The 23,104-nt window shown below is 73.8% G+C and carries 21 protein-coding genes and 1 tRNA gene; 11 read left to right on the top strand and 11 right to left on the bottom strand.

Going from position 1 to position 23,104, the window contains the following annotated elements:
* The first annotated feature begins 93 nt into the window (after window positions 1–93).
* The 3 genes from IF43_RS0102100 to IF43_RS0102090 are packed head-to-tail and all read left to right on the top strand — an operon-like array spanning window position 94 to window position 3,281.
* The gene (locus IF43_RS0102100) at window positions 94–891 is read left to right on the top strand and encodes an SDR family oxidoreductase (protein ID WP_051794533.1); all 798 of its coding nucleotides are present in this window, start codon (window positions 94–96) and stop codon (window positions 889–891) included.
* Window positions 888–2,630: a class I adenylate-forming enzyme family protein gene (locus IF43_RS0102095; protein ID WP_051794531.1), complete on the top strand. Its 1,743-nt coding sequence runs from the start codon at window positions 888–890 to the stop codon at window positions 2,628–2,630. Before IF43_RS0102100 ends, IF43_RS0102095 begins: the two co-directional genes overlap by 4 nt.
* 57 nt (window positions 2,631–2,687) lie before the next feature.
* Window positions 2,688–3,281 (top strand): TetR/AcrR family transcriptional regulator, encoded by a 594-nt coding sequence (locus tag IF43_RS0102090; protein WP_030193086.1) that lies wholly within the window; start codon window positions 2,688–2,690, stop codon window positions 3,279–3,281.
* Window positions 3,282–3,435: 154 nt separating this feature from the next.
* Here IF43_RS0102090 and IF43_RS0102085 read toward each other — a convergent pair whose 3' ends face one another.
* From IF43_RS0102085 to IF43_RS38845, 6 genes are all read right to left on the bottom strand, one after another.
* Window positions 3,436–4,650 (bottom strand): acyl-CoA dehydrogenase family protein, encoded by a 1,215-nt coding sequence (locus tag IF43_RS0102085; RefSeq protein ID WP_030193084.1) that lies wholly within the window; start codon window positions 4,648–4,650, stop codon window positions 3,436–3,438.
* Window positions 4,651–4,656: 6 nt separating this feature from the next.
* Window positions 4,657–5,679, bottom strand: a complete 1,023-nt coding sequence (locus tag IF43_RS0102080) for a phosphotransferase family protein (RefSeq protein WP_030193082.1) — start codon at window positions 5,677–5,679, stop codon at window positions 4,657–4,659.
* 149 nt (window positions 5,680–5,828) lie between these two features.
* On the bottom strand, window positions 5,829–6,743 hold the full coding sequence (locus IF43_RS0102075) for an MBL fold metallo-hydrolase (RefSeq protein ID WP_030193080.1): 915 nt from the start codon (window positions 6,741–6,743) through the stop codon (window positions 5,829–5,831).
* Between the two features lie 134 nt (window positions 6,744–6,877).
* Complete coding sequence (locus IF43_RS0102070) at window positions 6,878–7,225, bottom strand: DUF202 domain-containing protein (RefSeq protein WP_051794529.1); 348 nt, start codon at window positions 7,223–7,225, stop codon at window positions 6,878–6,880.
* A 9-nt stretch (window positions 7,226–7,234) separates the two neighbouring features.
* Window positions 7,235–7,645, bottom strand: a complete 411-nt coding sequence (locus IF43_RS0102065; RefSeq protein WP_030193075.1) for a YidH family protein — start codon at window positions 7,643–7,645, stop codon at window positions 7,235–7,237.
* 9 nt (window positions 7,646–7,654) lie between these two features.
* Window positions 7,655–8,323: an NUDIX domain-containing protein gene (locus tag IF43_RS38845; protein ID WP_078909853.1), complete on the bottom strand. Its 669-nt coding sequence runs from the start codon at window positions 8,321–8,323 to the stop codon at window positions 7,655–7,657.
* Window positions 8,324–8,401: 78 nt separating this feature from the next.
* Between IF43_RS38845 and IF43_RS0102055 the strand changes: the two genes are divergently transcribed.
* Window positions 8,402–10,057 carry an FAD-binding dehydrogenase gene (locus IF43_RS0102055; RefSeq protein ID WP_030193071.1) on the top strand — a complete coding sequence of 552 codons (1,656 nt, stop codon included), beginning with the start codon at window positions 8,402–8,404 and terminating at the stop codon, window positions 10,055–10,057.
* 45 nt (window positions 10,058–10,102) lie between these two features.
* Here the strand turns inward: IF43_RS0102055 and IF43_RS0102050 are convergent, their stop codons facing one another.
* Window positions 10,103–10,531, bottom strand: coding sequence for an ASCH domain-containing protein (locus IF43_RS0102050; protein ID WP_030193069.1), 429 nt, complete (start codon window positions 10,529–10,531; stop codon window positions 10,103–10,105).
* A gap of 164 nt (window positions 10,532–10,695) precedes the next feature.
* On the opposite strand from IF43_RS0102050, the gene IF43_RS0102045 reads away from it, so the two are divergent.
* From IF43_RS0102045 to IF43_RS0102035, 3 genes are all read left to right on the top strand, one after another.
* Window positions 10,696–11,658 (top strand): hypothetical protein, encoded by a 963-nt coding sequence (locus tag IF43_RS0102045; protein ID WP_234331915.1) that lies wholly within the window; start codon window positions 10,696–10,698, stop codon window positions 11,656–11,658.
* 195 nt (window positions 11,659–11,853) lie between these two features.
* Complete coding sequence (locus tag IF43_RS0102040; protein WP_030193064.1) at window positions 11,854–13,428, top strand: APC family permease; 1,575 nt, start codon at window positions 11,854–11,856, stop codon at window positions 13,426–13,428.
* A 342-nt stretch (window positions 13,429–13,770) separates the two neighbouring features.
* Window positions 13,771–15,234 carry an amino acid permease gene (locus tag IF43_RS0102035; protein ID WP_030193063.1) on the top strand — a complete coding sequence of 488 codons (1,464 nt, stop codon included), beginning with the start codon at window positions 13,771–13,773 and terminating at the stop codon, window positions 15,232–15,234.
* 169 nt (window positions 15,235–15,403) lie between these two features.
* Here IF43_RS0102035 and IF43_RS0102030 read toward each other — a convergent pair.
* Window positions 15,404–15,491: transfer RNA gene (locus tag IF43_RS0102030), tRNA-Leu, on the bottom strand.
* Window positions 15,492–15,701: 210 nt separating this feature from the next.
* Here IF43_RS0102030 and IF43_RS0102025 point away from each other — a divergent pair.
* The 3 genes from IF43_RS0102025 (at window position 15,702) to IF43_RS43655 (ending at window position 18,485) form a co-directional block, all read left to right on the top strand.
* On the top strand, window positions 15,702–17,027 hold the full coding sequence (locus tag IF43_RS0102025) for a M20/M25/M40 family metallo-hydrolase (protein ID WP_030193061.1): 1,326 nt from the start codon (window positions 15,702–15,704) through the stop codon (window positions 17,025–17,027).
* Between the two features lie 130 nt (window positions 17,028–17,157).
* A complete protein-coding gene (chpH, locus tag IF43_RS0102020; protein ID WP_030193059.1) occupies window positions 17,158–17,391 on the top strand; it encodes a chaplin ChpH in 234 nt (77 codons plus the stop codon).
* Window positions 17,392–17,564: 173 nt separating this feature from the next.
* Entirely contained in the window at window positions 17,565–18,485 is a 921-nt protein-coding gene (locus IF43_RS43655; protein WP_037887162.1) for a chaplin, read from the top strand.
* A 198-nt stretch (window positions 18,486–18,683) separates the two neighbouring features.
* Here the strand turns inward: IF43_RS43655 and IF43_RS0102010 are convergent, their stop codons facing one another.
* A complete protein-coding gene (locus IF43_RS0102010; protein WP_030193055.1) occupies window positions 18,684–18,872 on the bottom strand; it encodes a DUF5703 family protein in 189 nt (62 codons plus the stop codon).
* A gap of 48 nt (window positions 18,873–18,920) precedes the next feature.
* Between IF43_RS0102010 and IF43_RS0102005 the strand changes: the two genes are divergently transcribed.
* Window positions 18,921–19,553 carry a hypothetical protein gene (locus tag IF43_RS0102005; RefSeq protein ID WP_030193053.1) on the top strand — a complete coding sequence of 211 codons (633 nt, stop codon included), beginning with the start codon at window positions 18,921–18,923 and terminating at the stop codon, window positions 19,551–19,553.
* Between the two features lie 162 nt (window positions 19,554–19,715).
* On the opposite strand, the gene IF43_RS0102000 is transcribed toward IF43_RS0102005, so the two are convergent.
* Window positions 19,716–22,046, bottom strand: coding sequence for a helix-hairpin-helix domain-containing protein (locus tag IF43_RS0102000; protein ID WP_030193051.1), 2,331 nt, complete (start codon window positions 22,044–22,046; stop codon window positions 19,716–19,718).
* The gene (locus tag IF43_RS0101995) at window positions 22,043–23,026 is read right to left on the bottom strand and encodes an aldo/keto reductase (RefSeq protein ID WP_030193049.1); all 984 of its coding nucleotides are present in this window, start codon (window positions 23,024–23,026) and stop codon (window positions 22,043–22,045) included. Before IF43_RS0101995 ends, IF43_RS0102000 begins: the two co-directional genes overlap by 4 nt.
* Window positions 23,027–23,104: the final 78 nt, after the last annotated feature.

Genomic DNA, 23,104 nt, shown 5'->3' with positions numbered 1-23,104 from the left:
ACCCGTGACGGGTGAACTCGACCGGAGTCGCGGCGGTGCGCCGGGCGCCACCCGCCCGTACCCCCTTCCGGGCGCCCATACCGACCGGTTAGTATGCCGCGCGAACCGTCAACCGGAGGACCGGAGGATCCCGTGGGTGCGTTCGAGGGGCAGGCAGTGGTCGTCACCGGAGCGGGCGGGGGCATCGGCGCGGCACTCGCCGCCCGGTTCGCCGCCGAAGGCGCCCGGGTGCTGGTCAACGACATCGACGAGGCCCGGGCCGCCGAGGTCGCCGCCCGGCTCGGCGCCACCGCGCTGCCGGGGGACGCCTCGACCGTCGCCGCGGCCGCGCCGGACGTCCTCGGCGGCACCGTCGACGTCTTCTGCGCCAACGCCGGTCTGTCCTCGCCCGGGGACGCCTTCGCCGACGAAGACGTCTGGGCGGCCGCCTGGGACACCAACGTCATGGCCCACGTCCGCGCCGCCCGCACCCTGCTGCCGCACTGGCTGGAGCGCGGCCGCGGCCGGTTCGTCTCCACCGTCTCCGCGGCCGGACTGCTCACGATGATCGGTGCGGCACCGTACAGCGTCACCAAGCACGGCGCGCTCGCCTTCGCCGAGTGGCTCTCCCTCACCTACCGCCACCGCGGCGTCGACGTGCACGCGATCTGCCCGCAGGGCGTGCGCACGGACATGCTGACCGCCGCCGGGAGTGCGGGGGAACTCGTCCTCGCGCCCACCGCCATCGAGCCGGAGGACGTGGCGGACGCCCTGTTCGCCGGCATGGCCGAGGACCGCTTCCTGATCCTCCCGCACCCCGAGGTGGCCGACTACTACCGGACCCGGGCAACCGACCCCGACCGATGGCTTGGCAGCATGAACCACCTGCAACGGAAGTGGGAGGGTGCATGACGGAAGACGGGCGCGCCGCGCCGGACCGCGACGGGCCCGCCACGCCCTACCGCGACAAGCCCTGGCTGCACCTGCTCAGCGACGCCCAGCGGGCCCCCGTCGCCCCGCCGCCGAGCGTGCTGCACGCCTTCCGCGGCTCCGTGCGCGCGGCCCCCGACCGCACCGCCCTCGTGTACGCCGGCACCCGCCTGGACTACGCCGCCACCGACGCCCTCACGGACTCCGTGGCCGGACACCTCGCCGCCCGTGGGGTGCGCCCCGGCGACCGGGTGGCGGTCATGATGCAGAACACGCCGCACTTCGTGCTGGCCGTACTGGCCGCGTGGAAGGCCGGGGCCGTCGTCGTCCCCCTCAACCCCATGTACAAGGCCGGGGAGCTGACCCACGTCCTGGGCGACGCCGAGGTGTCCGCCGTGGTCTGCACGACCGGCACCTGGGAGGCGGTGCTGCGTCCGGTCGCCACCGGCCCCGGCTCGACCGTGCACACCGTCCTGACCGCGGACGACCGCGACCTGACCCCCGGCGACGCCCGCCACGCCCCCGGGCCCCCGCACGCCCACCACGCCCCCGGGCCCCCGCAGGCCCCCCACGACCTGCTCGCCGCCGCCCACCGCGGCCTGCCCGCCCCGGCCGTACCGGCGCCCGCACCCTCAGACACCGCGCTCATCAGCTACACCTCCGGCACCAGCGGTGCCCCCAAGGGCGCCATGAACACGCACGGTGCGCTCGCCTACAACGCCGAGCGCCAGCGCACCGCCCACCCCCTGCCCGAGGGCTCCGTCTACTTCGCCCTCGCGCCCCTCTTCCACATCACCGGCATGGTCTGCCAGCTGGCCACCTGCCTCGGCAACGCCGGCACCCTCGTCCTGGCCCACCGCTTCGACCCGGGCACCGTCCTCGACGCCTTCCTCGAGCACCGCCCGCACTACACCGTCGGCCCCGCCACCGCCTTCATGGCCCTGGCCGCCCACCCCGCCGCCACCCCCGAGCACTTCCGCTCCTTCCGCATCGCCTCCTCCGGCGGAGCCCCGCTGCCACCGGCGCTCGTCGAGCGGCTGCGCGCCGACCTCGGCCTCGACCTGCGCAACGGCTACGGCCTCACCGAGACCACCGCCCACTGCGCCTCCGTGCCCCCGCACCGCCGCGCGCCCGTCGACCCCGCCAGCGGCACCCTGTCGGTCGGCGTCCCCGGCGCGGACACCGAACTGCGCATCGTCGACGACCACGGCGCCGACGTGCCACTGGGCACCCCCGGCGAGATCCTCGTCCGCGGCCCCCAGGTCGTGCCCGGCTACTGGCGCAGGCCGCGGGCCACCGCGGCCGCCCTGCCCGGCGGCGAACTGCGCACCGGGGACGTCGGGTTCATGGACGCCGACGGCTGGCTCTACGTCGTCGACCGCAAGAAGGACATGATCAACGCCTCCGGGTTCAAGGTCTGGCCCCGCGAGGTGGAGGACGTCCTCTACGCCCACCCCGCCGTCCGGGAGGCGGCCGTCGTCGGCGTCCCCGACGCCTACCGCGGGGAGAGCGTCAAGGCGTACGTCAGCCTCCGCCCCGGCGCCGGGGCCGAGCCCGCCGAGCTGGCCGCGTACTGCGCCGACCGGCTGGCGGCGTACAAATACCCCCGCGAGGTCGAGATCCTCCCGGACCTCCCCAAGACCACCAGTGGCAAGATTCTCCGACGCGAGCTGCGCGACCGCGCCGCGGGGACTGGCCGGATTTCGCCGGTGGACCGCTGACCGGGCACACTCGTGCGGCACCAGGACACGTACATGCCAGAAATTCAGGAGGCGCACATGGCCAGAGGTACGGACGCTGAGGACGCCCCCGTCCCGCAGCGGCTGCTGGCCGCCGCCACCCGGCTCTTCGCCGACCGGGGCTACGACCGCACCTCCGTCCAGGAGATCGTCGAGGCGGCGGGCGTCACCAAGGGCGCCCTCTACCACTACTTCGGCTCGAAGGACGACCTGCTGCACGAGGTCTACGCCCGCATGCTCCGGCTCCAGCAGGAGCGGCTCGACGCGATCGCCGGATCCGATGCGCCCGTCGAGGAGCGGCTGCGCGCCGCGGCCGCCGACGTCGTGGTGACGACGATCGAGAACCTCGACGACGCGATGATCTTCTTCCGGTCCATGCACCAGCTCAGCCCCGAGAAGAGCCGGCAGGTCAGGGCCGCCCGCCGGCAGTACCACGAGCGCTTCCGGGCCCTCGTCGAGGAGGGCCAGCGCTCCGGCGTCTTCGCCACCGCCACCCCCGCGGACCTGGTGGTCGACTACCACTTCGGCTCCGTCCACCACCTCGGCACCTGGTACCGCGCCGACGGCCCCATGAGCCCCCAGGAGGTCGCCGACCACCTCGCCGACCTCCTGCTGCGCGCCCTGCGCCCCTAGCAGTGCTCGGGCTACGCCCCACCGTCGCGCCGTTCCGGGAACGCCCGGAGGCGCCGGGGAGCCACCTGGCCGGTCCGTTAGGACGCCCGGAGCGCGGCGGCGGGGCGGTGGACGAACCCCGTCCGGCCGCGCCGGTCCGGGCGCCCGGGACGGGTCAGCGGTACCTGGCGAGCTCCCGGCGGGCCAGCGAGCGCTGGTGCACCTCGTCCGGCCCGTCGGCGATCTGCAGCGTACGGGCCGCCGCCCACAGCTCGGCCAGCGGGAAGTCCTGCCCCACTCCGCCCGCGCCGTGCAGCTGCACCGCCCGGTCGATGATCCCGACCACCGCCCGGGGCGTCGCGATCTTGATGGCCTGGATCTCGGTGTGCGCCCCGCGGTTGCCGACGGTGTCCATCAGCCAGGCCGTCTTGAGCACCAGCAGCCGCAGCTGCTCCACGGTCACCCGGGCGTCCGCGATCCAGTTCTGGACCACGCCCTGGGCAGCCAGCGGCTTGCCGAACGCCGTCCGCCCCACCGCCCGCCGGCACATCAGCTCGATCGCCCGCTCGGCCATGCCGATCAGCCGCATGCAGTGGTGGATCCGCCCCGGCCCGAGCCGGGCCTGGGCGATGGCGAAGCCGCCGCCCTCCTCGCCGACCAGGTGGTCCGCCGGCACCCGTACCCGGTCGAACACCACCTCGGCGTGCCCGCCGTGGTAGTGGTCCTCGTACCCGTACACGCGCATCGCCCGCCGCACCTCGACGCCCGGGGCGTCGCGCGGCACCAGCACCATCGACTGCTGCCGGCGCTGGTCCGGCCCGTCAGGGTCGGTCTTGCCCATCACGATGAAGATCCGGCAGTCCGGGTTCATCGCCCCCGAGATGTACCACTTGCGCCCGGTGACCACGTACGCGTCACCGTCCCGCTCGATGCGGGTCTCCACGTTCGTCGCATCCGAAGAAGCCACCTCGGGCTCGGTCATCGCGAAGGCCGAGCGGATCTCCCCTGCCAGGAGCGGCTCCAGCCACCGCTCCTTCTGCTCCGCACTGCCGAACTGCGCGAGCAGCTCCATGTTCCCCGTGTCCGGCGCCGCGCAGTTCAGCGCCGTGGGCGCCAACTGCGGGCTGCGACCGGTGATCTCGGCCAACGGGGCGTACTGGAGGTTGGTCAGCCCGGCGCCGTGCTCCGGGTCGGGGAGGAACAGGTTCCACAACCCCTGCCGCCGGGCCTCGGCCTTCAACTCCTCCACCACCGGCGGGGTGTCCCAGGGCGAGGCCAGCTTCGCCCGCTGCTCCTCCGCCACCGCCTCGGCCGGGTACACGTACCCGTCCATGAAGGCCAGCAGCCGCTCCCGCAGCTCCTCGGTCCGCGCGTCGAATGCGAAGTCCATTGCCGTTCAGCCTTCCTGAAGGGTGGTCAGCCCGTGCTCCACGAACACGGGCACCAGCTCGCCGATCCGGTCGAAACCCGCCCCGACCGTCTGGCCGAGGGTGTAGCGGTAGTGGATGCCCTCCAGGATCACGGCGAGCTTGAACCACGCGAACGCCGTGTACCAGGCGATCTGCGAGGTGTCCCGGCCCGACCGGGCCGCGTACCGCTCCACCAGCTCCGCCGGGTCCGGATGCCCGGGTGCCCCGCTGGTGGTGCTCACCGGCGACTCGGGCAGGTCCAGTCGGGTGCTGTACATCACCAGCAGCCCCAGGTCGGTGAGCGGGTCGCCGAGCGTGGACATCTCCCAGTCCAGCACCGCCGCGATCCGGTCCGCGTCGTCGAAGAGGACGTTGTCCAGCCGGTAGTCCCCGTGGACCACGGTCGGCGCCGGTGAGTCCGGCCGCCGCCGGCCCAACGCCTCGTGCAGCTCGTCGATGCCGGCCAGCTCACGGCTGCGGGAGGCCGTCAACTGCTTGCCCCAGCGGCGCAGCTGCCTCTCGAGGAAGTCCTGCGGGTGGCCGAACCCCGCGAGCCCCACCACTTCGGGATCCACCCGGTGCAGGTCCGCCAGGGTGTCCACGAGCCTCAGCACCATCGTCCGGGTCCGCTCGGGGCCCAGCGCGGCCAGTTGCGCGGCGCTCCGGTAGGGCGTGCCCTCGACGTACTCCATCACGTAGAACGGCGCCCCGATCACCTCCTGGTCCTCGCAGAGCAGGAAGGGGGACGGCACCGGTACGGCCGTGCCCTGCAGGGCCTGGATCACCCGGTGCTCGCGCTTCATGTCGTGGGCCGTGGCCAGGACGTGGCCCAGCGGAGGGCGGCGCACCACCCAGCGGTCGACGCCGTCGGTCACCTCGTAGGTGAGGTTCGACCGGCCGCCCTCGATCAGCCGGCCGCTGAGCGGGCCGGCCGTCAGGGGCGGGCGCTCCTGGTCCAGCCGCGCGCGCAGCCGCTCCAGATCGAGGCCCCGTGGATCGGCTGAGGACATGATGCGCACCTCCGTGCGGACGCGGTCGGACACCCCGGGCGGGCGACGCGACCCATCATGCCGACCAGTCGGTATGTAGTCCAGGGGGTAGGGCGGGCCGCGACGGCCCGACCGGCCCCCGAAGCCCGCCCCACCCCCGCACCGCCGTCCTACGCGTGACAGGCCACCATCACTCCGCCGTTCATCGCCGTCATGTCCCCGACGAGCGTCAGCAGGTTCAACGGCGACCCGCCCGGCAGTCCCTCCAGGTCGGCGTAGGCCCGGTGCAGGTTCGCCACCAGCCGCTCGCTCTCCCGCCACTCCGCGAACTCGCCCAGGTCGGCCTGCCGGGCCGCCTCCAGCGGGGTCAGCCCCTTCGCCCGCCCGTCCTCCGCGAGCCGTCCGACGTAGCGCAGGTAGCGCTCCATGTCGTCGTACGCCGACCCGTCCGTGATCGGCCCGTGCCCCGGCACGACCGTCTCCGCGCCCAGCTCGCGGAGCAGCTCCAGCGCGCGCAGCGACCCGCTGACCGACCCGAACGGCACGAACGGGGTGCCCCCCGAGAAGACCAGGTCGCCGGTGAACACGACGCGCTCGCGCGGCAGCCACACCACCGAGTCGCCCGTGGTGTGCGCGACACCCGGGTGGAAGACCTTCACCTCGGTGTCGCCCACGTGCAGCGTGAGGCTGTCGCTGTACGTGAGGCCCGGCGCGGTGATCCGTATGTCGCCGAAGTCCGTCTGCGGCCAGATCAGGTGCAGCTGGTGGCCCGCGTCGAGCTGCTCGGCGCGGCTGTTGTCGTGCCCCACCACGGTCGCCTCGGGGAAGAGGCAGTTGCCGTAGGTGTGGTCCCCGTGGTGGTGGGTGTTGACGATGGTGGCCGGTGCGGGCGCGCCGACGGCCGCGACCGCCTCGCGCAGCCATCGGGCGCGCCGCTCGGTGGCCGCGGTGTCGACCAGCAGCGTGCGTCCGCCGCCGGTCACGATGCCGGCGTTGCTCAGGCACCAGCCGCCGTCGGGCTGGACGTACGCGTACACCCCCGGTCCCAACTCGACGGTGTACGGCTCGTCTACGGATACGGACATCACGGCTCCCCGGGTCGTGGTGGCGGGCGGCAGCATCCTGCCAGCCCCGACCCGAGCGGCTCACCGAGCCCCCCACCCAAGCCCACTCACGCTGCGCCCGAGCCGCCCACCCACGTGCCCACCCGGTCCCGCCCTCACCGCTCCGCACTGGCCAGGATCACGACCAGCGTGAGCCCGGCCAGCGCCGCGCACACCAGCGCCGCAGCCAACGCCGAGCGCGCCGAGAGCAGCACCGGACGAGGCGCGGCCAGTGCCCGGATCCGCCGGTGCGCCACCGCCAGGAACCCGACCCACAGCAGGGCGATGGACGCCGTGCCCGCGACCGCCACCGGCGAACCGGCGGCGTGCAGGGCCTGTTTGACGGCCAGCACCGCCACCGCCGTGCACGTCAGGGTGGTGCGCCGCCACGCCAGGCGCGTGCGTTCCGGCTGCAGCCCCGGATCGCGCGCATCGCCCCCGCCCCGGGCCCCGTTGCCGTCCACCGCCGCCCCTCACCGCCCCTGTGTCCAGCCGAACAGCACGGCCACCACCATGGCCAGGGCCACCAGGCCGACCCCGAGGCTCAGCACCACGGGGAAGTGCGAGACCGGCAGGTCCTCGCCGCGCCGCATCGCGCGTTCGCACCGGATCCAGTGGTTGACCGCCCGCATCGCGCACGCCGCCCCGACCACCAGCAGCGCCACCGCCATCCCCACCCGCACCCCCCAGCGCAGGTCCGGCAGGAACTGGTACACCGCGAACCCGCCGCCCACCAGGGCCAGCGCGGTCCGCAGCCACGCCAGGAAGGTCCGCTCGTTGGCCAGCGAGAACCGGTAGTCCGGGGTGCCGCCCTCCTCCCGCAGCCGCCGCGGCGCGAACCAGAGCCGTACGTCGCCCGCCAGGTTCCTCAGGAAGTCGATCACCTGCGCAATCTACTGCGCGTCCCCGCCCCGCCCGCGGAGCCGCTCCTCCCCGAGCACCGCGCCCGCACCAGGCGGCCGCTCCTCCCCGAGCAGCGGCTCATCCCCCCGGAACGCGGCCAGCCGGCGGTACGCCTCCAGCCCGTCCGGCACCCACTCCCACGTGCCGAGCCGTGCCGCGACCTCGGCCTCGTCGAGGAAGGCGTGCCAGGCCACCTCCGAGGCCTGGGGCTCCACCGGCCCGTCCCACCGCGCCTCGTACACGTACGACCACCACGATCCGACGGACCCGGACCCGGACTCAGCCCCAGACCCTCCACCGGGTCCGGACCCGGATCCGTCCCCCGACCCGTCCCCCGCGTCCTCGTACAGGAACTTGAACAGCGGCACGGGCTGCGCGAGCCCCGCCACGCCCAGCTCCTCCTCGGCCTCCCGCAGGGCCGCCGCCGCGTACTCCTCGCCGGCGCCCACCACCCCGCCGACGAACATGTCGTACAGGGAGGGGAAGACCAGCTTCCCCGACGTCCGGCGGTGCACGAAGATCCGCCCGGCCCCGTCCCTGACCTGCACGAACACGCACCGGTGCCGGAGCCCCCGGGCGTACACCTCGCCCCGCGGGGCCTGCCTGACCACCCGGTCCTCGGTGTCGACGACGTCCAGGATCTCCTCGGCTGCGCTCATGCGGTCCATCCAAGCACCGGTGCCGACGACCAAGCACCGGTGTTGACGGGTTACCGCCGCGTACTGAAGATCTGTGCCATGGCGTACGACGCGGATGTGATCGTTATCGGAGCCGGCCTCGCCGGCCTGGCCGCCACGGCCGAGCTGGCGGACGCGGGACGCAGGGTCATCCTGCTCGACCAGGAGCCCGAGCAGTCCCTCGGCGGGCAGGCCCACTGGTCCTTCGGCGGCCTCTTCTTCGTCGACTCGCCCGAACAGCGGCGCATGCGCATCAAGGACAGCCACGCCCTCGCCCTCCAGGACTGGTTCGGCACCGCCGGCTTCGACCGCGAGGAGGACCACTGGCCGCGCCGCTGGGCCGAGGCGTACGTCGACTTCGCCGCCGGCGAGAAGCGGTCGTGGCTGCACGCCCAGGGCGTGCGCTTCTTCCCCGTCGTCGGCTGGGCCGAACGCGGCGGCTACGACGCCACCGGCCACGGCAACTCCGTACCCCGCTTCCACATCACCTGGGGCACCGGGCCCGGCCTCGTCGAACCCTTCGAGCGGCGGGTGCGCGCCGCGGCCGCCCGCGGCCTGGTCGACCTGCGGTTCCGGCACCGCATCACCGGCCTCGGCCGCAGCGCCGGTGCGGTGGACACCGTCACCGGCGAGGTCCTCGAACCGTCCGCCGTGGCGCGCGGCGAGGCCAGCGGCCGCGAGGTCGCCGGACACTTCGAGCTGCGCGCGCAGGCGGTGGTCGTCACCTCGGGCGGCATCGGCGGCAACCACGACCTGGTCCGCGCCCACTGGCCGGCCCGCCTCGGCACCCCGCCCGAGCGGATGCTGTCCGGTGTCCCCGCGCACGTCGACGGCCTGATGCTGGGCATCGCCGAGGCCGCCGGTGCCCGCCACATCAACAAGGACCGCATGTGGCACTACACCGAGGGCATCGAGAACTGGAACCCGATCTGGCCGGGACACGGCATCCGCATCCTGCCCGGCCCGTCCTCCCTCTGGCTGGACGCCCGCGGCCGCCGGCTGCCCGTGCCGCTGTTCCCCGGCTTCGACACCCTCGGCACGCTCGAGCACATCATGAAGACCGGCCACGACCACACCTGGTTCGTGCTCGACCAGCGCATCATCGGCAAGGAGTTCGCCCTCTCGGGCTCCGAGCAGAACCCCGACCTGACCGGCAAGTCCGTCCGCGCCGTCATCGAGCGGGCCCGGCAGGCCGTACCCGGGCCCGTGAAGGCCTTCATGGACCACGGCGTCGACTTCGTCGTGGAGCGCGACCTGGCCGCCCTGGTCCGGGGCATGAACGCACTGACCAAGGAGCCGCTCATCGACGAGGCCGAGCTGCGCCGCGAGATCACGGCCCGGGACCGGGAGATCGCCAACCCCTTCACCAAGGACCTCCAGGTCACCGCGATCCACGGGGCCCGCAAGTACCTCGGCGACCGGCTGATCCGCACCGCCGCCCCGCACCGCATCCTCGACCCCGCCGCCGGCCCGCTGATCGCCGTACGGCTCAACATCCTGACCCGCAAGTCGCTGGGCGGCCTGGAGACCGACCTGTCCTCGCGCGTGCTCACCGAGGGCGGCGAGCCGCTGCCCGGCGTGTACGCGGCCGGGGAGGCGGCCGGCTTCGGCGGCGGGGGAGTGCACGGCTACCGCGCGCTGGAGGGCACCTTCCTCGGCGGTTGCCTCTTCTCCGGCCGCACGGCCGGCCGCGCCGCGGCCCGCGCGGTGGGGTGACCCGACCGCGCGTGACGGGCGGGGCGCGAGGACCCGCGAAGGAGGTCAGCGCGGCAGGACCTCCACCACACGGAACCGCTCCGCCACCACCAGCGTGTCGTCGTCGACGGTGAAGTCCGGGTCCCCGATCTCGGCCCGCACCTCCGGGCTGTGCCAGAACCCCTCGTGCACCCGGCGCCACTCGGCCACCGTGGTGTACCCCTCGCCCTCGTCCCGCGCGTGGGCGTCGTCCACGTCACCCGCGCGCAGCACCCGGACGTCCGTCACCTCGATCACGGCCACCGGCAGCTCGTCCGAGTCGAGCACCACCTGCCGTTCCCCGACCAGCGGCAGCGCCTCGCCGACCGCCTCGTACTCAGCCACCAGACCCGTGGTGCTCGTCTTCGCGCCACTCAGCACCGCGGCCACCAACTGGTCGCGCAGCGGCCCGGGGAAGGCCAACAGGAAGGGCGGAAGGTCCTCATGGTTCGTCATGACCTCAGCCTAGGCAGGCCGATCTTGGCCGCGAACCGGTTTCTTTACGCCAACTAGCCGTCATTTCGGACCACTTGAAACACGCCAGCCAGTGGACCGGACCTTGACTCGGAGCAATCCCTACCGGTTTGCTGTGCGTGATCATTCGCTCGTACACCGTGTCCATGGAGGGAAGTCCGCGGATGTCGCCGCCTCCGCCGCCGCCCCTCGGCCGCTCCCGGAAGAAGGACACCCAGTTCTTCGACTCCGCATTGTGCGACGACGAACTCATAGACGTGCGCGGCCAGTTCGGTCAGGGCAGGTGGGCGAAGGCCCGCGCCCTGCTCACCGCCACCGGTGACGACTGGGACCGCCGCGGCCACCGCGTCGTCGTGCTCGCCGAGACCCCCACCGCCGTGGCGTGGTCCCGCGAGTGGCTCCTGGCCGAACCCGGGAGCGCCGAGGCCGCCACCCTCCTCGCCTGCGCCCAGGTCTTCGCGGCCCTGCGCGGCAAGGGCTCCGCCGACGCGGCCGAACAGGCCTGCCGCGCCGCGGCCGCCCGGGTGCCCACCGACCCCACCCCCTGGCTGGGCCTGCTCCTGCTCCACAGCGCCCTCGGCCCGGAGGAGGAGTTCGCCCGCACCTTCGACCAGGTGCGCGCCCGCCACCGGGACCACCACCACGCCCACCACCTGATGGTCGCCAAGCTCGCCGAACGCGCGCCCGAGACCGGCACCGACCCCCTCCACGAGGTGTACGACTTCGCCGCCTGGGCCGCCGAGGAGTCCCCGGCCGACTCCCCGCTCGCCGTCCTGCCGGTGATCGCCCACGCCGAGCGCTACCGCGTCCTCGCCGCCGCCGGGGCCGCCCCCGGCGCCGCCGAGCACTGGACCGGCCGGCGCGCCCGCCAGGTGCTGCGCTCCGCCTTCGACTGGTGGCTGGAGTGGGAGCGCGAGGACCACCCGCGCAACCGCATCGACCTCAACTTCCTGGCCCACGCCAAGCTCTGCGAGGGCCGCCCCGCCGAGGCCGCCGCCCTCTTCCACCGGATCGGGCGCCACGCCACCCGCGCCCCCTGGTCCTACCTCGACCTCGACCCGCACAAGGCGTTCATGGCAGCCCGCAGCGCCGCACTCGGCTCGGCCTGACAGGCCGCGGCCCCGCCCCACCCGCCCGACGAACCGCCGCACCGGACCAGTTCCACCCAGAACAGTTCCATCAGAACAGTTCCACCCCCGGACCGTTCCACCGAACGGTTCCACCCCGGACCGTTCCACCCCCGCTCAGCTCCACCCGCCGGGACTCCCCACCCCGGCCCTACCCCCTGGAAAGGACGACCCGCCATGGCGACGGGCAGATCCGGCACGCTCTCCGGCACCTCGGACATACGCACGTACAAAGGCCAGGACCGCGCCCTCCGCGCGGACCGCCTCGGCACGGCCGGGCTGCTGCTCTCGGTGCTCGCCGCCAGCGCGCCCCTGATGGTGGTCGCCGGCGTCATGCCCCAGACCTTCGGCGTCATGGGCATCGTCGGACAGCCGCTCCTCTTCGTCATCCTCGGCGCGGTCCTCGCGCTGTTCAGCATCGGCTACGCGGAGATGAGCCGGCACGTCCACAACGCCGGCGCCTTCTACGCCTACATCGCCCGCGGCCTCGGCCCCACCGCGGGCGCCGGCGCCTCCCTCGTCGCCCTGGTCGCCTACAGCGCCATGCAGGTCGGCGTGTACGGCATCCTCGGCTTCGAGGTGTCCGGCCTGTTCGCCACCTACCTCGACACCGAACTCGCCTGGTGGATCCCCGCCCTGCTCGCCGTGGGCCTCACCGGCCTCCTCGGCTGGCTCAAGATCGACCTGAACGCCCGGGTCCTCGGCGTCCTCCTGCTCATCGAGTGCGCCCTCGTCGTCGTCTTCGACGTGGCGGCCTTCTCCGACCCGGGCAAGGAGGGCGTCTCCCTCGCCGCCTTCGACCCCGCCGCCCTCACCGGCCCCGGCCTGGGCACCGCCCTGTGCTTCTGCATCGCCGCCTTCGTCGGCTTCGAGCAGTCCCCGGTGTACGCGGAGGAGACCAGCAAGCCGCACATCGTCGTCTCCCGCGTCATGTTCCTCGCCGTCGGCTTCGTCGCCCTCTTCTTCTGCATCAGCGCCTGGGCCCTGACGGTGGCGACCGGCCCCGCCTCCGTCGTCGACGCCTCCGCCAAGGCGGGCCCCGGACTCCTCTTCGAGCTCACCCAGGCCCGCCTCGGCGCCACCTTCACCGACGTCCTGCACGTCCTCTTCGTCACCGGCATGTTCGCGGCCATGCTCAGCTTCCACAACGTCGTCGCCCGGTACGCCTTCGCCATGGGCCGCGAGGGCCTGCTGCCGGCCGCCTTCGGCCGCACCAACCCCACCAGCGGCGCCCCCGCCACCGGCTCCCTCCTCCAGACCGCGGTCTCGGTCCTGGTCGTCGCCGCCTTCGCCGTCACGGACGACAAGCCCGCAGGCGACCCCACCGCCCCCGTCATGCACCTGTTCACGTGGATGGGCAGCGTCGGCGCCCTCGGCGTGACCCTGCTCATGGCGGCAGCCTCCGCCGCGGTCATCGCCTTCTTCGTACGGCGCGGCGCCGCCGGCACCCAGATCTGGCGGCTGCTCGCCGCCGGCGTCTCCGGCCTCCTGCTGCTCGGCATCGCCGGCTACACCGTCAAGGACTTCGGCGTCCTGGTCGGCGCCGCCGAGGGCTCGGCCCTCGCCTGGGTGCTGCCGGGCATCATCGGCGCCGCCGTGGTCGTCGGCCTGGTGCACGGCGCCCTCATGAAGTCCCGCCGCCCCGAGGCCCACGCCCGGATCGGCCTGGGCAACGAGGCCTTCCGCCTCGACCAGGCAGCGGACGAGGCCGACCGGGCGGAGCACGCCGACCGGGACCACACGGCCGTGTGACACGTCACACCCGGCTCCGGTGAACTCCCGCTCCACCCCCCGTACATCCGGAATTCACCTTCGGGCCATGCCGCCGTCACCACCGGGCGGGCCGCGCGAGCGGTCCGCCCGGTTTTGGCTGATCCACCGCACCATGGTCTCCTTGGGGCCGAAATACCCCGCCCAGGACCGTGCTCGTGCCCGTGCTCGCAGCCGCCGCCCGGGCGCCGGGTCACGGCCGGGGCGAACCCCTGCCGTGCGGAGGGCCCGCGTTCCGCGGCGCGCTCCGGCACCGAGGGGCCCACCCAGTCCGCCTTCGTGCACCCGGACATGCCTGTCCCATCCACGAAGGCGAAGTCATACATGAGTGACCGCACCCTGACCACGGCCCAGTCGGCCGGCGCGTCGGCTCCGTCCCGGCACGTCGACGCAGGCGACGAGGGTTACAGCAAGGACCTCAAGTCCCGGCACATCAACATGATCGCGATCGGCGGCGCCATAGGCACCGGCCTGTTCCTCGGAGCGGGCGGCCGCCTCGCCGGAGCCGGTCCCTCCCTCGCCATCGCGTACGCGGTCTGCGGCGTCTTCGCCTTCTTCGTCGTACGGGCCCTCGGCGAGCTCGTCCTCTACCGCCCCTCCTCCGGCGCGTTCGTCTCGTACGCCCGCGAGTTCATGGGCGAGAAGGGCGCCTACACCGCCGGCTGGCTGTACTTCCTGAACTGGTCCACCACCACGGTGGCCGACATCACCGCGGCCGCGACGTACGCCCACTTCTGGGCCATGTTCAGCGACGTCCCGCAGTGGATCCTCGCCCTCGTCGCCCTCTCCGTCGTGCTGGCGGCGAACCTCATCTCCGTCCGCTACTTCGGCGAGATGGAGTTCTGGTTCTCCATCGTCAAGGTCGCCGCGCTCGTCGCGTTCATGCTCGTGGGCATCTACCTCGTCGCCACCAGCCACGACATCGGCGGCCACACCCCCGGCCTGGCCTCCGTCACCGACCACGGCGGCCTCTTCCCGTCCGGCGTCCTGCCGATGCTGCTCGTGGTCCAGGGCGTCGTCTTCGCGTACGCCTCCGTCGAACTGTGCGGCGTCGCCGCCGGCGAGACCGAGAACCCCGAGAAGATCATGCCCAAGGCGATCAACTCGATCATGTGGCGCGTCGGCGTCTTCTACGTCGGCTCGGTCGTCCTGCTCGCGCTGCTGCTGCCGTACACCGCGTACTCCGCCGACCAGAGCCCCTTCGTCACGGTCTTCGACAAGCTCGGCATCCCCGGCACCGCCGGCATCATGAACCTGGTCGTCCTGACCGCCGCGCTCTCCTCGCTGAACTCCGGCCTGTACTCCACCGGCCGCATCCTGCGCTCGATGGCCATGGCGGGCTCCGCGCCGAAGTTCACGGCCGTCATGAACAAGGGCAAGGTCCCCTACGGCGGTGTCCTGTTCACCGCGGCCTTCGGCGTGGCCGGCGTCGGCCTGAACTACTGGATGCCCTCCGACGCGTTCGAGATCGTGCTCAACCTCGCCTCCATCGGCATCCTCGGCACCTGGGCGATGGTCATGATCTGCTCGCTGCTGTTCTGGCGCCGCTCCGAGGCCGGCCTGGTCACCCGACCCGGCTACAAGCTGCCCTGGGCCCCGTACACCCAGATCGTGACCCTGGTCTTCCTCGTGACCGTCCTGGTCCTCATGTGGTGCGACGGCGGCGTCGGCCGCACCACGGTCATGTTCCTGCCCGGCATCGCCGCGGCGCTCGTCGCCGGCTGGTTCGCGGTCCGCGGCCGGGTCGCCGCCCTCGCCGCCGAGGCCGGGGCCGGCCCGACCACCTGACCTGACCGTCCGCCCCCGCCCGGTCGCCGGGCGGACGCCGAAAGGGCCTCGTGCCCGGGACCCCCGTCCCGGGCACGAGGCCCTTCCGTACCTGTCCTCCGCCGGTCCCGGTGGGGGACAGGACGAGTCGGAAAACGAGAAAGACCCCAGATCAACTGGGGTCTTCCGCTGGTGTCCGAGGGGGGACTTGAACCCCCACGCCCGATAAAGGGCACTAGCACCTCAAGCTAGCGCGTCTGCCATTCCGCCACCCGGACAAGGTGTCTGTCTCGCGTCCCTTCCGGGCCGCTCCGACGAAGAGAACATTACCAGGGATTCGGAGTGCTCCGATCGCACCCCCTCCCCGCGCCCCCCCGCCCCCGCCCCCGCCGGCGCCGGCGCCGACCGCGCGGTGCGGCCTTGGGGGAGCGGGGCCCGGGGGGAGAGGATGTGCAGGGTCAGGGCACCGACCAGTGAGGGGAAGCAACGTGAGCCAGTCTGGCAACGGCAGGACCGTCTCCGGCGAGGACGAGGTCGTCGACCTCTGCCGCGAGCTGATCCGGATCGACACCAGCAACTACGGCGACCACTCCGGGCCCGGAGAGCGCAAGGCCGCCGAGTACGTGGCGGAGAAGCTCGCCGAGGTCGGCCTGGAGCCGCAGATCATCGAGTCCCACAAGGGCCGGGCATCCACGGTCGCCCGCATCGAGGGCGAGGACCCGTCCAAGCCGGCCCTGCTCATCCACGGCCACACCGACGTCGTCCCGGCCAACGCCGACGACTGGACGCACCACCCCTTCTCCGGGGAGGTCGCCGACGGCTGCGTCTGGGGGCGCGGCGCCGTCGACATGAAGGACATGGACGCCATGACCCTCGCCGTGGTCCGCGACCGGCTGCGCAGCGGCCGCAAGCCCCCGCGCGACATCGTGCTCGCCTTCCTCGCCGACGAGGAGGCCGGCGGCACGTACGGCGCCCGCCACCTGGTCGACAAGCACCCCGACCTCTTCGAGGGCGTCACCGAGGCCATCGGCGAGGTCGGCGGTTTCTCCTTCACCGTCAACGAGAACCTGCGGCTCTACCTCGTCGAGACGGCCCAGAAGGGCATGCACTGGATGCGGCTCACGGTCGACGGCACGGCGGGCCACGGCTCCATGACCAACAACGACAACGCCATCACCGAGCTCTGCGAGGCCGTGGGCCGGCTCGGCCGCCACCAGTGGCCGGTCCGCGTCACCAAGACCGTGCGGTCCTTCCTCGACGAGCTCTCGGACGCCCTGGGCACCCCCCTCGACCCCGAGGACATGGACGGCACCCTCGCCAAGCTCGGCGGCATCGCCAAGATGGTGGGCGCCACCCTGCGCAACTCCGCCGCCCCGACCATGCTCGGCGCCGGCTACAAGGTCAACGTCATCCCCGGCCAGGCCACCGCGCACGTCGACGGGCGCTTCCTGCCCGGCTACGAGGAGGAGTTCCTGGCCGACCTCGACCGGATCCTCGGGCCGCGCGTCCGGCGCGAGGACGTCCACGGCGACAAGGCGCTGGAGACGGACTTCGACGGCCGCCTGGTCGACGCCATGCAGACCGCCCTCCGTGCGGAGGACCCCATCGCGCGGGCGGTCCCGTACATGCTCTCGGGCGGTACGGACGCCAAGTCGTTCGACGACCTCGGGATCCGCTGCTTCGGCTTCGCCCCGCTCCAGCTGCCGCCCGAGCTGGACTTCGCCGGGATGTTCCACGGCGTGGACGAGCGAGTCCCGGTCGACGGTCTGAAGTTCGGCGTGCGCGTGCTCGACCGGTTCATCGACAACTGCTGATCGATCGTCAAGGTGTTCGCATTCCACGCGGAAGAGTGAATCCGACCATAAGCTCGTAGCCCTGGTTGTTCCCCCTCGTTACAGGTGATGCGGTCCGCGGCTGGGACCGCATTGCCTACTAGGAGGAATGATGATCAAGAAGGTTGTCGCCGCCGCGGCTGCCACCACTGGCCTGGTTCTCGCGGGTGCGGGCATGGCTGCCGCCGACGCCGGTGCCGAGGGCGCCGCCGTCGGTTCGCCCGGTGTGCTGTCCGGCAACGTGGTCCAGGTCCCGGTCCACGTCCCGGTCAACGTCTGCGGCAACACCGTCAACGTGATCGGCCTGCTGAACCCGGCCTTCGGCAACACCTGCGTCAACGACTGACCCAGGCGTCACACCTCTCACAGCAGGGGTCTGACCACCCTTCCAAGGGTCTGTGTCCCAGGTTCCCGGAGCGCGCGAGTCGCGCTCCGGGACACCGGGCCGCACCATCCGGCGCGCGGGCAGGGGAGCACGTGCGCCGCGACATTCGCACGCAGCAGGGGAACGAGAACACATTGCGACAGGTCACCAGGAAGACCCTCTTCACCGTGGCGGCCGCGGGTGGCGTACTCGCCCTGGGTGGGGGCTACGCACAGGCGGATTCGGGGGCCCACGGCGGCGCCTCGAACTCTCCGGGCGTACTGTCCGGGAACACCATCCAGGCGCCGGTCCACGTACCCGTGAACGCCTGCGGCAACACCGTCTCCGTGATCGGGCTGCTCAACCCGGCCATGGGGAACCACTGCGCCAACACCGGCGGCGGCCACGACGGCCCCGGCGGTTACGGCGGCCACGACGACGGGTACGGACGCGGCCACGGCGGCTCCGGAACCCAGGCGCACGGGAGCGCCCACGGATCGCCGGGCGTCGGCTCCGGCAATCTGGTCCAGGCGCCCCTCGGCGTCCCGGTCAACGCCTGCGGGAACACGATCGACGTCGTCGGCCTGCTGAACCCCGCACTGGGCAACGATTGCGCCAATGTTCCGGGGCGCGACAACCCGGGCATTCCGGAACATCCCGGCCACCCGGGCCAGCCCGGTCACCCCGGCACTCCCGGCCACCCGGGCCAGCCCGGTCATCCCGGAAATCCCGGCCAGCCCGGTCATCCCGGAAATCCCAGCACTCCTGGTCACCCCGGTACGCCCGGCCACCCGGGCCACCCCGGCACTCCGGGACCCAAGCCCGAGCACCCCATCGGCACCGTCCCGAGCATGCCCGCGGTCCCCGGTGCCCCCGGGTCCCCGAGTACCCCGGGCCACCCCGGCACCGGCACCACGCCGGGGGCGATCGGCACCGCCGTCCACGGTGAGCGCGGCCCCGAGCTCGCACACACCGGCGCCGGCAGCCTCGGTCTGGCCCTCCCGCTGGCGGGCGGGATGCTGCTGGGCGGAACCGTGCTCTACCGCCGCGCCCGCGGCGCCGCAGCCGGCTCCTGACACCGAGCGCCGAGCCCCCCACCCCGCACCCGGCGGCCGTCAGGACTGCTGACCCCTGACGGCGGTCGCAACCGTCCGACCCGGCGGGCCTTCCCGGCCCCCGGGTCGTACGCATGCCGTCCTTCCTCCGCACGGACGCCCGCCTCGCGGCCGGGCCCCCGCCGGTCGGTCAACACATGATCGCGGGGCGGTACTTGATCACCAGGTGGGTCTGATCTGGCGGATGATCCGGCGGCGCAGCCGCACGCGCCGGCTGCCGTCGCGTCGCAGCGACAGCCGGTCCAACTCCCAGTTCCCGTACTCGGCATGTTCGGTCAGCAGACGGGTCGCCTCCTTACGGGTCACACCGCGGGGCACGTACACGTCGACAAATTCGTATTCCGGCATCGGTATCTATTGTGCGGGCACCGGCCCGGTACGGATAGCGTCTGCACTATGTCTGATGCCGCTCAGCCCACCGCTGCCGAGGTACGCGCCGCCGCCGAGGCGGTCAAAGCCGCGCTGGACCGTCACCTGGCGGCCGTCGAAGGCCGCACAGGGGACGACGATCCGGCCGTCTACGCCGCCTTCAACGAACTGGCCGCGGCGGCCGAGGAGTACGACGAGCTCCTCTACGACCGGTACGACGAGGTCACCCCCTTCGAGATCCCCGCCTCCGAGGATCCGGTCCCGTACGCCGGCCCCGCGGAGCCCAGCGTCTTCAGCGTGCTGATCCGGCGCGACTACGTGGTCGCCGAACCGCAGCGGCTGATCGCCCAGGCCGACCGCGTCTCCGTCCACGACCACGACGAGCCGGGCGCCACGGGGGGCACCGCGAACGCCCTCGGCGTGCTCTTCGGCGAGTACGAGCCGGACGAGATCGCCACCCGGTACAAGGAGTTCGGCCTGGAGGAGGGCGACTCCACCCTGTGGATCGCCACCAGCGAGGAACTGCCGGAGCCGGGGGAGTGGCTCGGCGCCCCCTTCGACCACGCGGACCCGGCGAGCGTGCTGCACCGCTTCGACGTGAGCTCCGTCTTCGACGACGGCTTCGACGAGGACGAGGAACTGGAGCCCCTCGACCCGTAGCCCGTCCCACCCTCCGAACACCCCGCCCCGTGGTGTGTGGGGGAGGTGCTCGACGGGGCAGGGCAAAGCCCCGAGGGGCCCGCGCACGCCGAACAGAACCCACGACGCCCGGGCCCCCGACGGGGGCGCCCGGGCGCCGCTGTCCCATCCCGCCGCAGGCGGCTACTGGCCCGGGTCAGCCGCCGCCGCGACCAGCCCCGTCAGCAGGACCGCCAGCCGCGTGGTGCGCGCCCTGGGCAGCACCTCGGCGACCGCCCTGGGCAGCGCCTGGTCGACCCCGTGCACCACGGACAGGTGCCGCTCGGCCCGTCCGAAGGCGGTGTAGACCCAGTCCCGCGAGAGCACGTCCGCCGCGTCCCCGGGCAGCACGACGACCACGGCCGGCCAGCGGTCGCCCACGGCCTGGTGGCCGGTGACCGCCCAGCCGTGGCGCACCGCCGACTCGACGCGCTCCTTCGGTACGACGACCGCCGTGCCCGCGCAGTCCAGGTGCAGCCCGGCCGCGTCGGCCGAGACCACCCGCCCCGGCACCGCCCGCCCCGGCGCGGGTACGTGCACCACCCGGTCGCCGGGGTCGAAGCCGCCGAACCGGCCGGGGCCGGGGTTCAGCCGCTCCTTCAGCGCCGCGTTGAGCGCCCGCGTGCCCGCCGCTCCGCCGTGGCCCGGCGTGATCACCTGGACCTGGTCCGCGGCCATCCCGAAGGCCCGCGGCACCGAGTCCGCGACGAGCTGCACCGTCCGGTGCACGGCCTCGCCGGCGTCCCGCACCGGGACGATCACGACCTCCTTGCCGGGCGCGTCCACCTGGGTGAGCTCGCCGATGCCGATGCCGGACACCAGCTCGCCCAGCGGGCCCGGGTCCGGGGTCCGCGAGGCCACCTGCGGGCAGACCCGGGCGGCGAGCAGGTCGCCGAACACCCGGCCGGGCCCGGCCGCGCCGAGCACACCCGGGTCGCCGGCCAGTACCAGGCGGGCCCCGTCCGGCACCGACTCCACGAGCGCGGCCGCCGTGTCCACGTCCAACTGGGGGGCGTCGAGCACGGCCAGGAGGTCCAGCTCCCAGACGCCGTCCGCGTCCCGTGCGGGGCCCTCCGCGCCGGCCAGCAGCCCGGCCACGGTGACCGCGGCCGCCGCGGCGTCCGGCCCCAGTGCGGCGGCGAGCCGGTCGCGGCCCGCGGGCGTGTGGGCGGCGGCGTACGCGCGCAGACCCAGCGCGCGGGCGGCCGCGACCAGCGCCGCCGGCTCCGCCCGGGCCGCCTCGCCGCCGGTGTGGGTGACCAGGCCGTGGCCGGCGGCCGCACGGACCAGCTCGGCCGCGGAGGGGCCGGGGGCGGCCTGCGCGGCCGCCCGCCAGGCCTCGGGGTCGGTGGTCTCCCCTTCGCCCTTGCCGAAGGTGCTGACCAGGCGCGCCAGACCGTCGGCGAGGCTCTCTTCGGCCAGGGCGGGACCTTCCAGTCCGAGCAGGATCCGTACGGGCGCCTCCTCGTCCTCCGCCGCCGGCTCGCCGAGCGGCTCCTGGAAGACCAGGACGGCGCCCTCGGCGACGGCCGCCTCCACGGCTGCGTCCGGGTCGGGGACGGAGTACTGGGCGAGGGCCTTGGCCAGGACCGGCTGCTCCAGGGCGGTATGCCCCTTGAGCCCGGCCTGGGCGAGCAGCCAGCCGACCAGGGCCACGGCGCGGCGCTCGTCGCCCGGCCCGCACTCGGGGCCCAGCAGGGCCCGCGCGAAGCCGTCCGCCTGCGAGGGGCGCACCCCGGGCACCGCGAGCAGCTGCCACGGGTCCTGCCGCAGGGTGTCCGCCGCGCCCTCGCCGAGCTCCTCGGCGGCCGGGCCGGCCAGCGCCTCGGGCGCGCCGCCGCGGGCGAGCACCTCCCGTACGGCGGCCACGGCCTCGGCCGCGACGGGCGCCGGTCCGGCGGTCGGCGCGGGGGCCTCGGGCCGGCGCGGCGCGGGGGCCGGGGTCGCGGGGCGGCGCGGTGCGGGCGGCGGCCCGAACGCGGAGGCGGGTTTCGCGCCGCTCTCGACCGCGCGCACGGCCGCCATCAGGTCCGCCGCCGCGCCGGTCAGCTTGGTGCCGGCGTCGAGGGGCGCGGTCCGCTCCGCCTTGCGGCGCTCGATCCGCTCCCGCTCGACCTTCTGCGCCGCGAGCTCCGCCTCGGCCTCGCTGCGCTGCGCCGCCGCGGCCTCCTCGCCGACCGGCGCCGCGTCACCCGCGTCCGCCGCAGCGCCCGCGTCCGAACCCACGCCCGCGTCAGCCCTCGCGTCCGCATCCGCGTCCGCCGGGTCACCCGCGTCCGATTCCGATTCCGCCTCTGCCTCTGCCTCTGCGTAAGCGTCCGCCTCTCCCCCCGCGTCCGCCGCGGGCGGCTCCTCCGGGGAGCCCGCCTCCACGGCGGGGACGGCCGCCCCCTCGGCGGGGACCGCCGCCTCCGCGGGGTCACCCGTCGGCTCGGGCGCCTCGGGCGCCGTCGGCGTGGCCGGGTCCGTACTCACAGCGTGCTCCAGTCCTGGTCGGGATAGCGGTGCACAGGCGCCGAGACGTCGTCCAGGGCCTGGCAGATCTCCACCGGAAGACTAAGGGCCTCCACTGACAGCGCCTCGGACAGCTGCCGTGCGGTGCGCGCGCCGACGATGGGGGCCGCCACCCCCGGCCGGTCCCGCACCCAGGCCAGGGCCACCTGGAGCGGGGTCACGGCCAGCCCGTTCGCCGCCGTGGCCACCGCGTCCACGATCCGGCTCGCCGCGTCGTCCAGGTACGGGGCCACGAAGGGCGCCATGTGCTCCGAGGCCCCGCGCGACCCCTCCGGCGCACCCGCCCGGTACTTGCCGGTCAGGACCCCGCGGCCGAGCGGCGAGGAGGGCAGCAGACCCACCCCCAGGTCCCGCGCGGCCGGCAGCACCTCGCGCTCGACGCCCCGCTGGAGGAGCGAGTACTCCATCTGCGTGCTCGACAGGCGCGTCCGCGCCCCCGGCGCCGCGAGCTGCCAGGTGGCCGCCTTCGCCAGCTGCCAGCCGCACAGGTTCGACACGCCGACGTACCGGGCCCGTCCGCTGCTCACCGCCAGGTCCAGCGCCTGCAGGGTCTCCTCCAGCGGCGTGTCCGGGTCGAAGGCGTGCAGCTGCCACAGGTCGACGTGGTCCGTGCCCAGCCGCGCCAGCGAGGCGTCCAGGGCGGCCAGCAGGTGCCCGCGGGAGCCGTCGAAGCGGCGCTCCGGGTCAGGGACGCTGCCCGCCTTGGTGGCGATCACCAGTTCCCCGCGCGGCACGAGGGTCCCGACGAGCTGCCCGAGCAGGTACTCCGCCTCGCCGCCCGCGTACACGTCCGCCGTGTCGACCAGCGTCCCGCCCGCCTCCCAGAAGGCCTTCAGCTGGTCCGCGGCGTCGTGCTCGTCCGTGTCCCGCCCCCAGGTCAGGGTGCCCAGCCCGATCCTGGACACCCGCAGGCCCGTGCGGCCGAGTTGCCTCTGCTCCATGAGGGCTGAGGGTACTGGGGGCACTGACGCGGGGGACCGGTGCGCGCTACAGTCCCCGGACCAGACGTTACTGATCGG

Source organism: Streptomyces sp. NRRL S-87 (genome assembly GCF_000719335.1).
Lineage (GTDB): Bacteria > Actinomycetota > Actinomycetes > Streptomycetales > Streptomycetaceae > Streptomyces.
This window is presented reverse-complemented; position numbering and strand designations above follow the sequence as displayed.

Excerpts from the sequence above, each read along its gene's own strand:
- IF43_RS0102100 (WP_051794533.1), top strand. The coding sequence starts at position 94 with ATGCCGCGCGAACCGTCAACCGGAGGACCGGAGGATCCCGTGGGTGCG.
- IF43_RS0102090 (WP_030193086.1), top strand. The coding sequence starts at position 2,688 with ATGGCCAGAGGTACGGACGCTGAGGACGCCCCCGTCCCGCAGCGGCTG.
- IF43_RS0102055 (WP_030193071.1), top strand. The coding sequence starts at position 8,402 with ATGGCGTACGACGCGGATGTGATCGTTATCGGAGCCGGCCTCGCCGGC.
- IF43_RS0102085 (WP_030193084.1), bottom strand. The coding sequence starts at position 4,650 with ATGGACTTCGCATTCGACGCGCGGACCGAGGAGCTGCGGGAGCGGCTG.
- IF43_RS38845 (WP_078909853.1), bottom strand. The coding sequence starts at position 8,323 with ATGAGCGCAGCCGAGGAGATCCTGGACGTCGTCGACACCGAGGACCGG.
- IF43_RS0102005 (WP_030193053.1), top strand. The coding sequence starts at position 18,921 with ATGTCTGATGCCGCTCAGCCCACCGCTGCCGAGGTACGCGCCGCCGCC.
- chpH (WP_030193059.1), top strand. The coding sequence starts at position 17,158 with ATGATCAAGAAGGTTGTCGCCGCCGCGGCTGCCACCACTGGCCTGGTT.
- IF43_RS0102045 (WP_234331915.1), top strand. The coding sequence starts at position 10,696 with ATGGAGGGAAGTCCGCGGATGTCGCCGCCTCCGCCGCCGCCCCTCGGC.
- IF43_RS0102010 (WP_030193055.1), bottom strand. The coding sequence starts at position 18,872 with ATGCCGGAATACGAATTTGTCGACGTGTACGTGCCCCGCGGTGTGACC.
- IF43_RS0102040 (WP_030193064.1), top strand. The coding sequence starts at position 11,854 with ATGGCGACGGGCAGATCCGGCACGCTCTCCGGCACCTCGGACATACGC.
- IF43_RS0102035 (WP_030193063.1), top strand. The coding sequence starts at position 13,771 with ATGAGTGACCGCACCCTGACCACGGCCCAGTCGGCCGGCGCGTCGGCT.
- IF43_RS0102075 (WP_030193080.1), bottom strand. The coding sequence starts at position 6,743 with ATGTCCGTATCCGTAGACGAGCCGTACACCGTCGAGTTGGGACCGGGG.
- IF43_RS0102080 (WP_030193082.1), bottom strand. The coding sequence starts at position 5,679 with ATGTCCTCAGCCGATCCACGGGGCCTCGATCTGGAGCGGCTGCGCGCG.
- IF43_RS0102050 (WP_030193069.1), bottom strand. The coding sequence starts at position 10,531 with ATGACGAACCATGAGGACCTTCCGCCCTTCCTGTTGGCCTTCCCCGGG.
- IF43_RS0101995 (WP_030193049.1), bottom strand. The coding sequence starts at position 23,026 with ATGGAGCAGAGGCAACTCGGCCGCACGGGCCTGCGGGTGTCCAGGATC.
- IF43_RS0102095 (WP_051794531.1), top strand. The coding sequence starts at position 888 with ATGACGGAAGACGGGCGCGCCGCGCCGGACCGCGACGGGCCCGCCACG.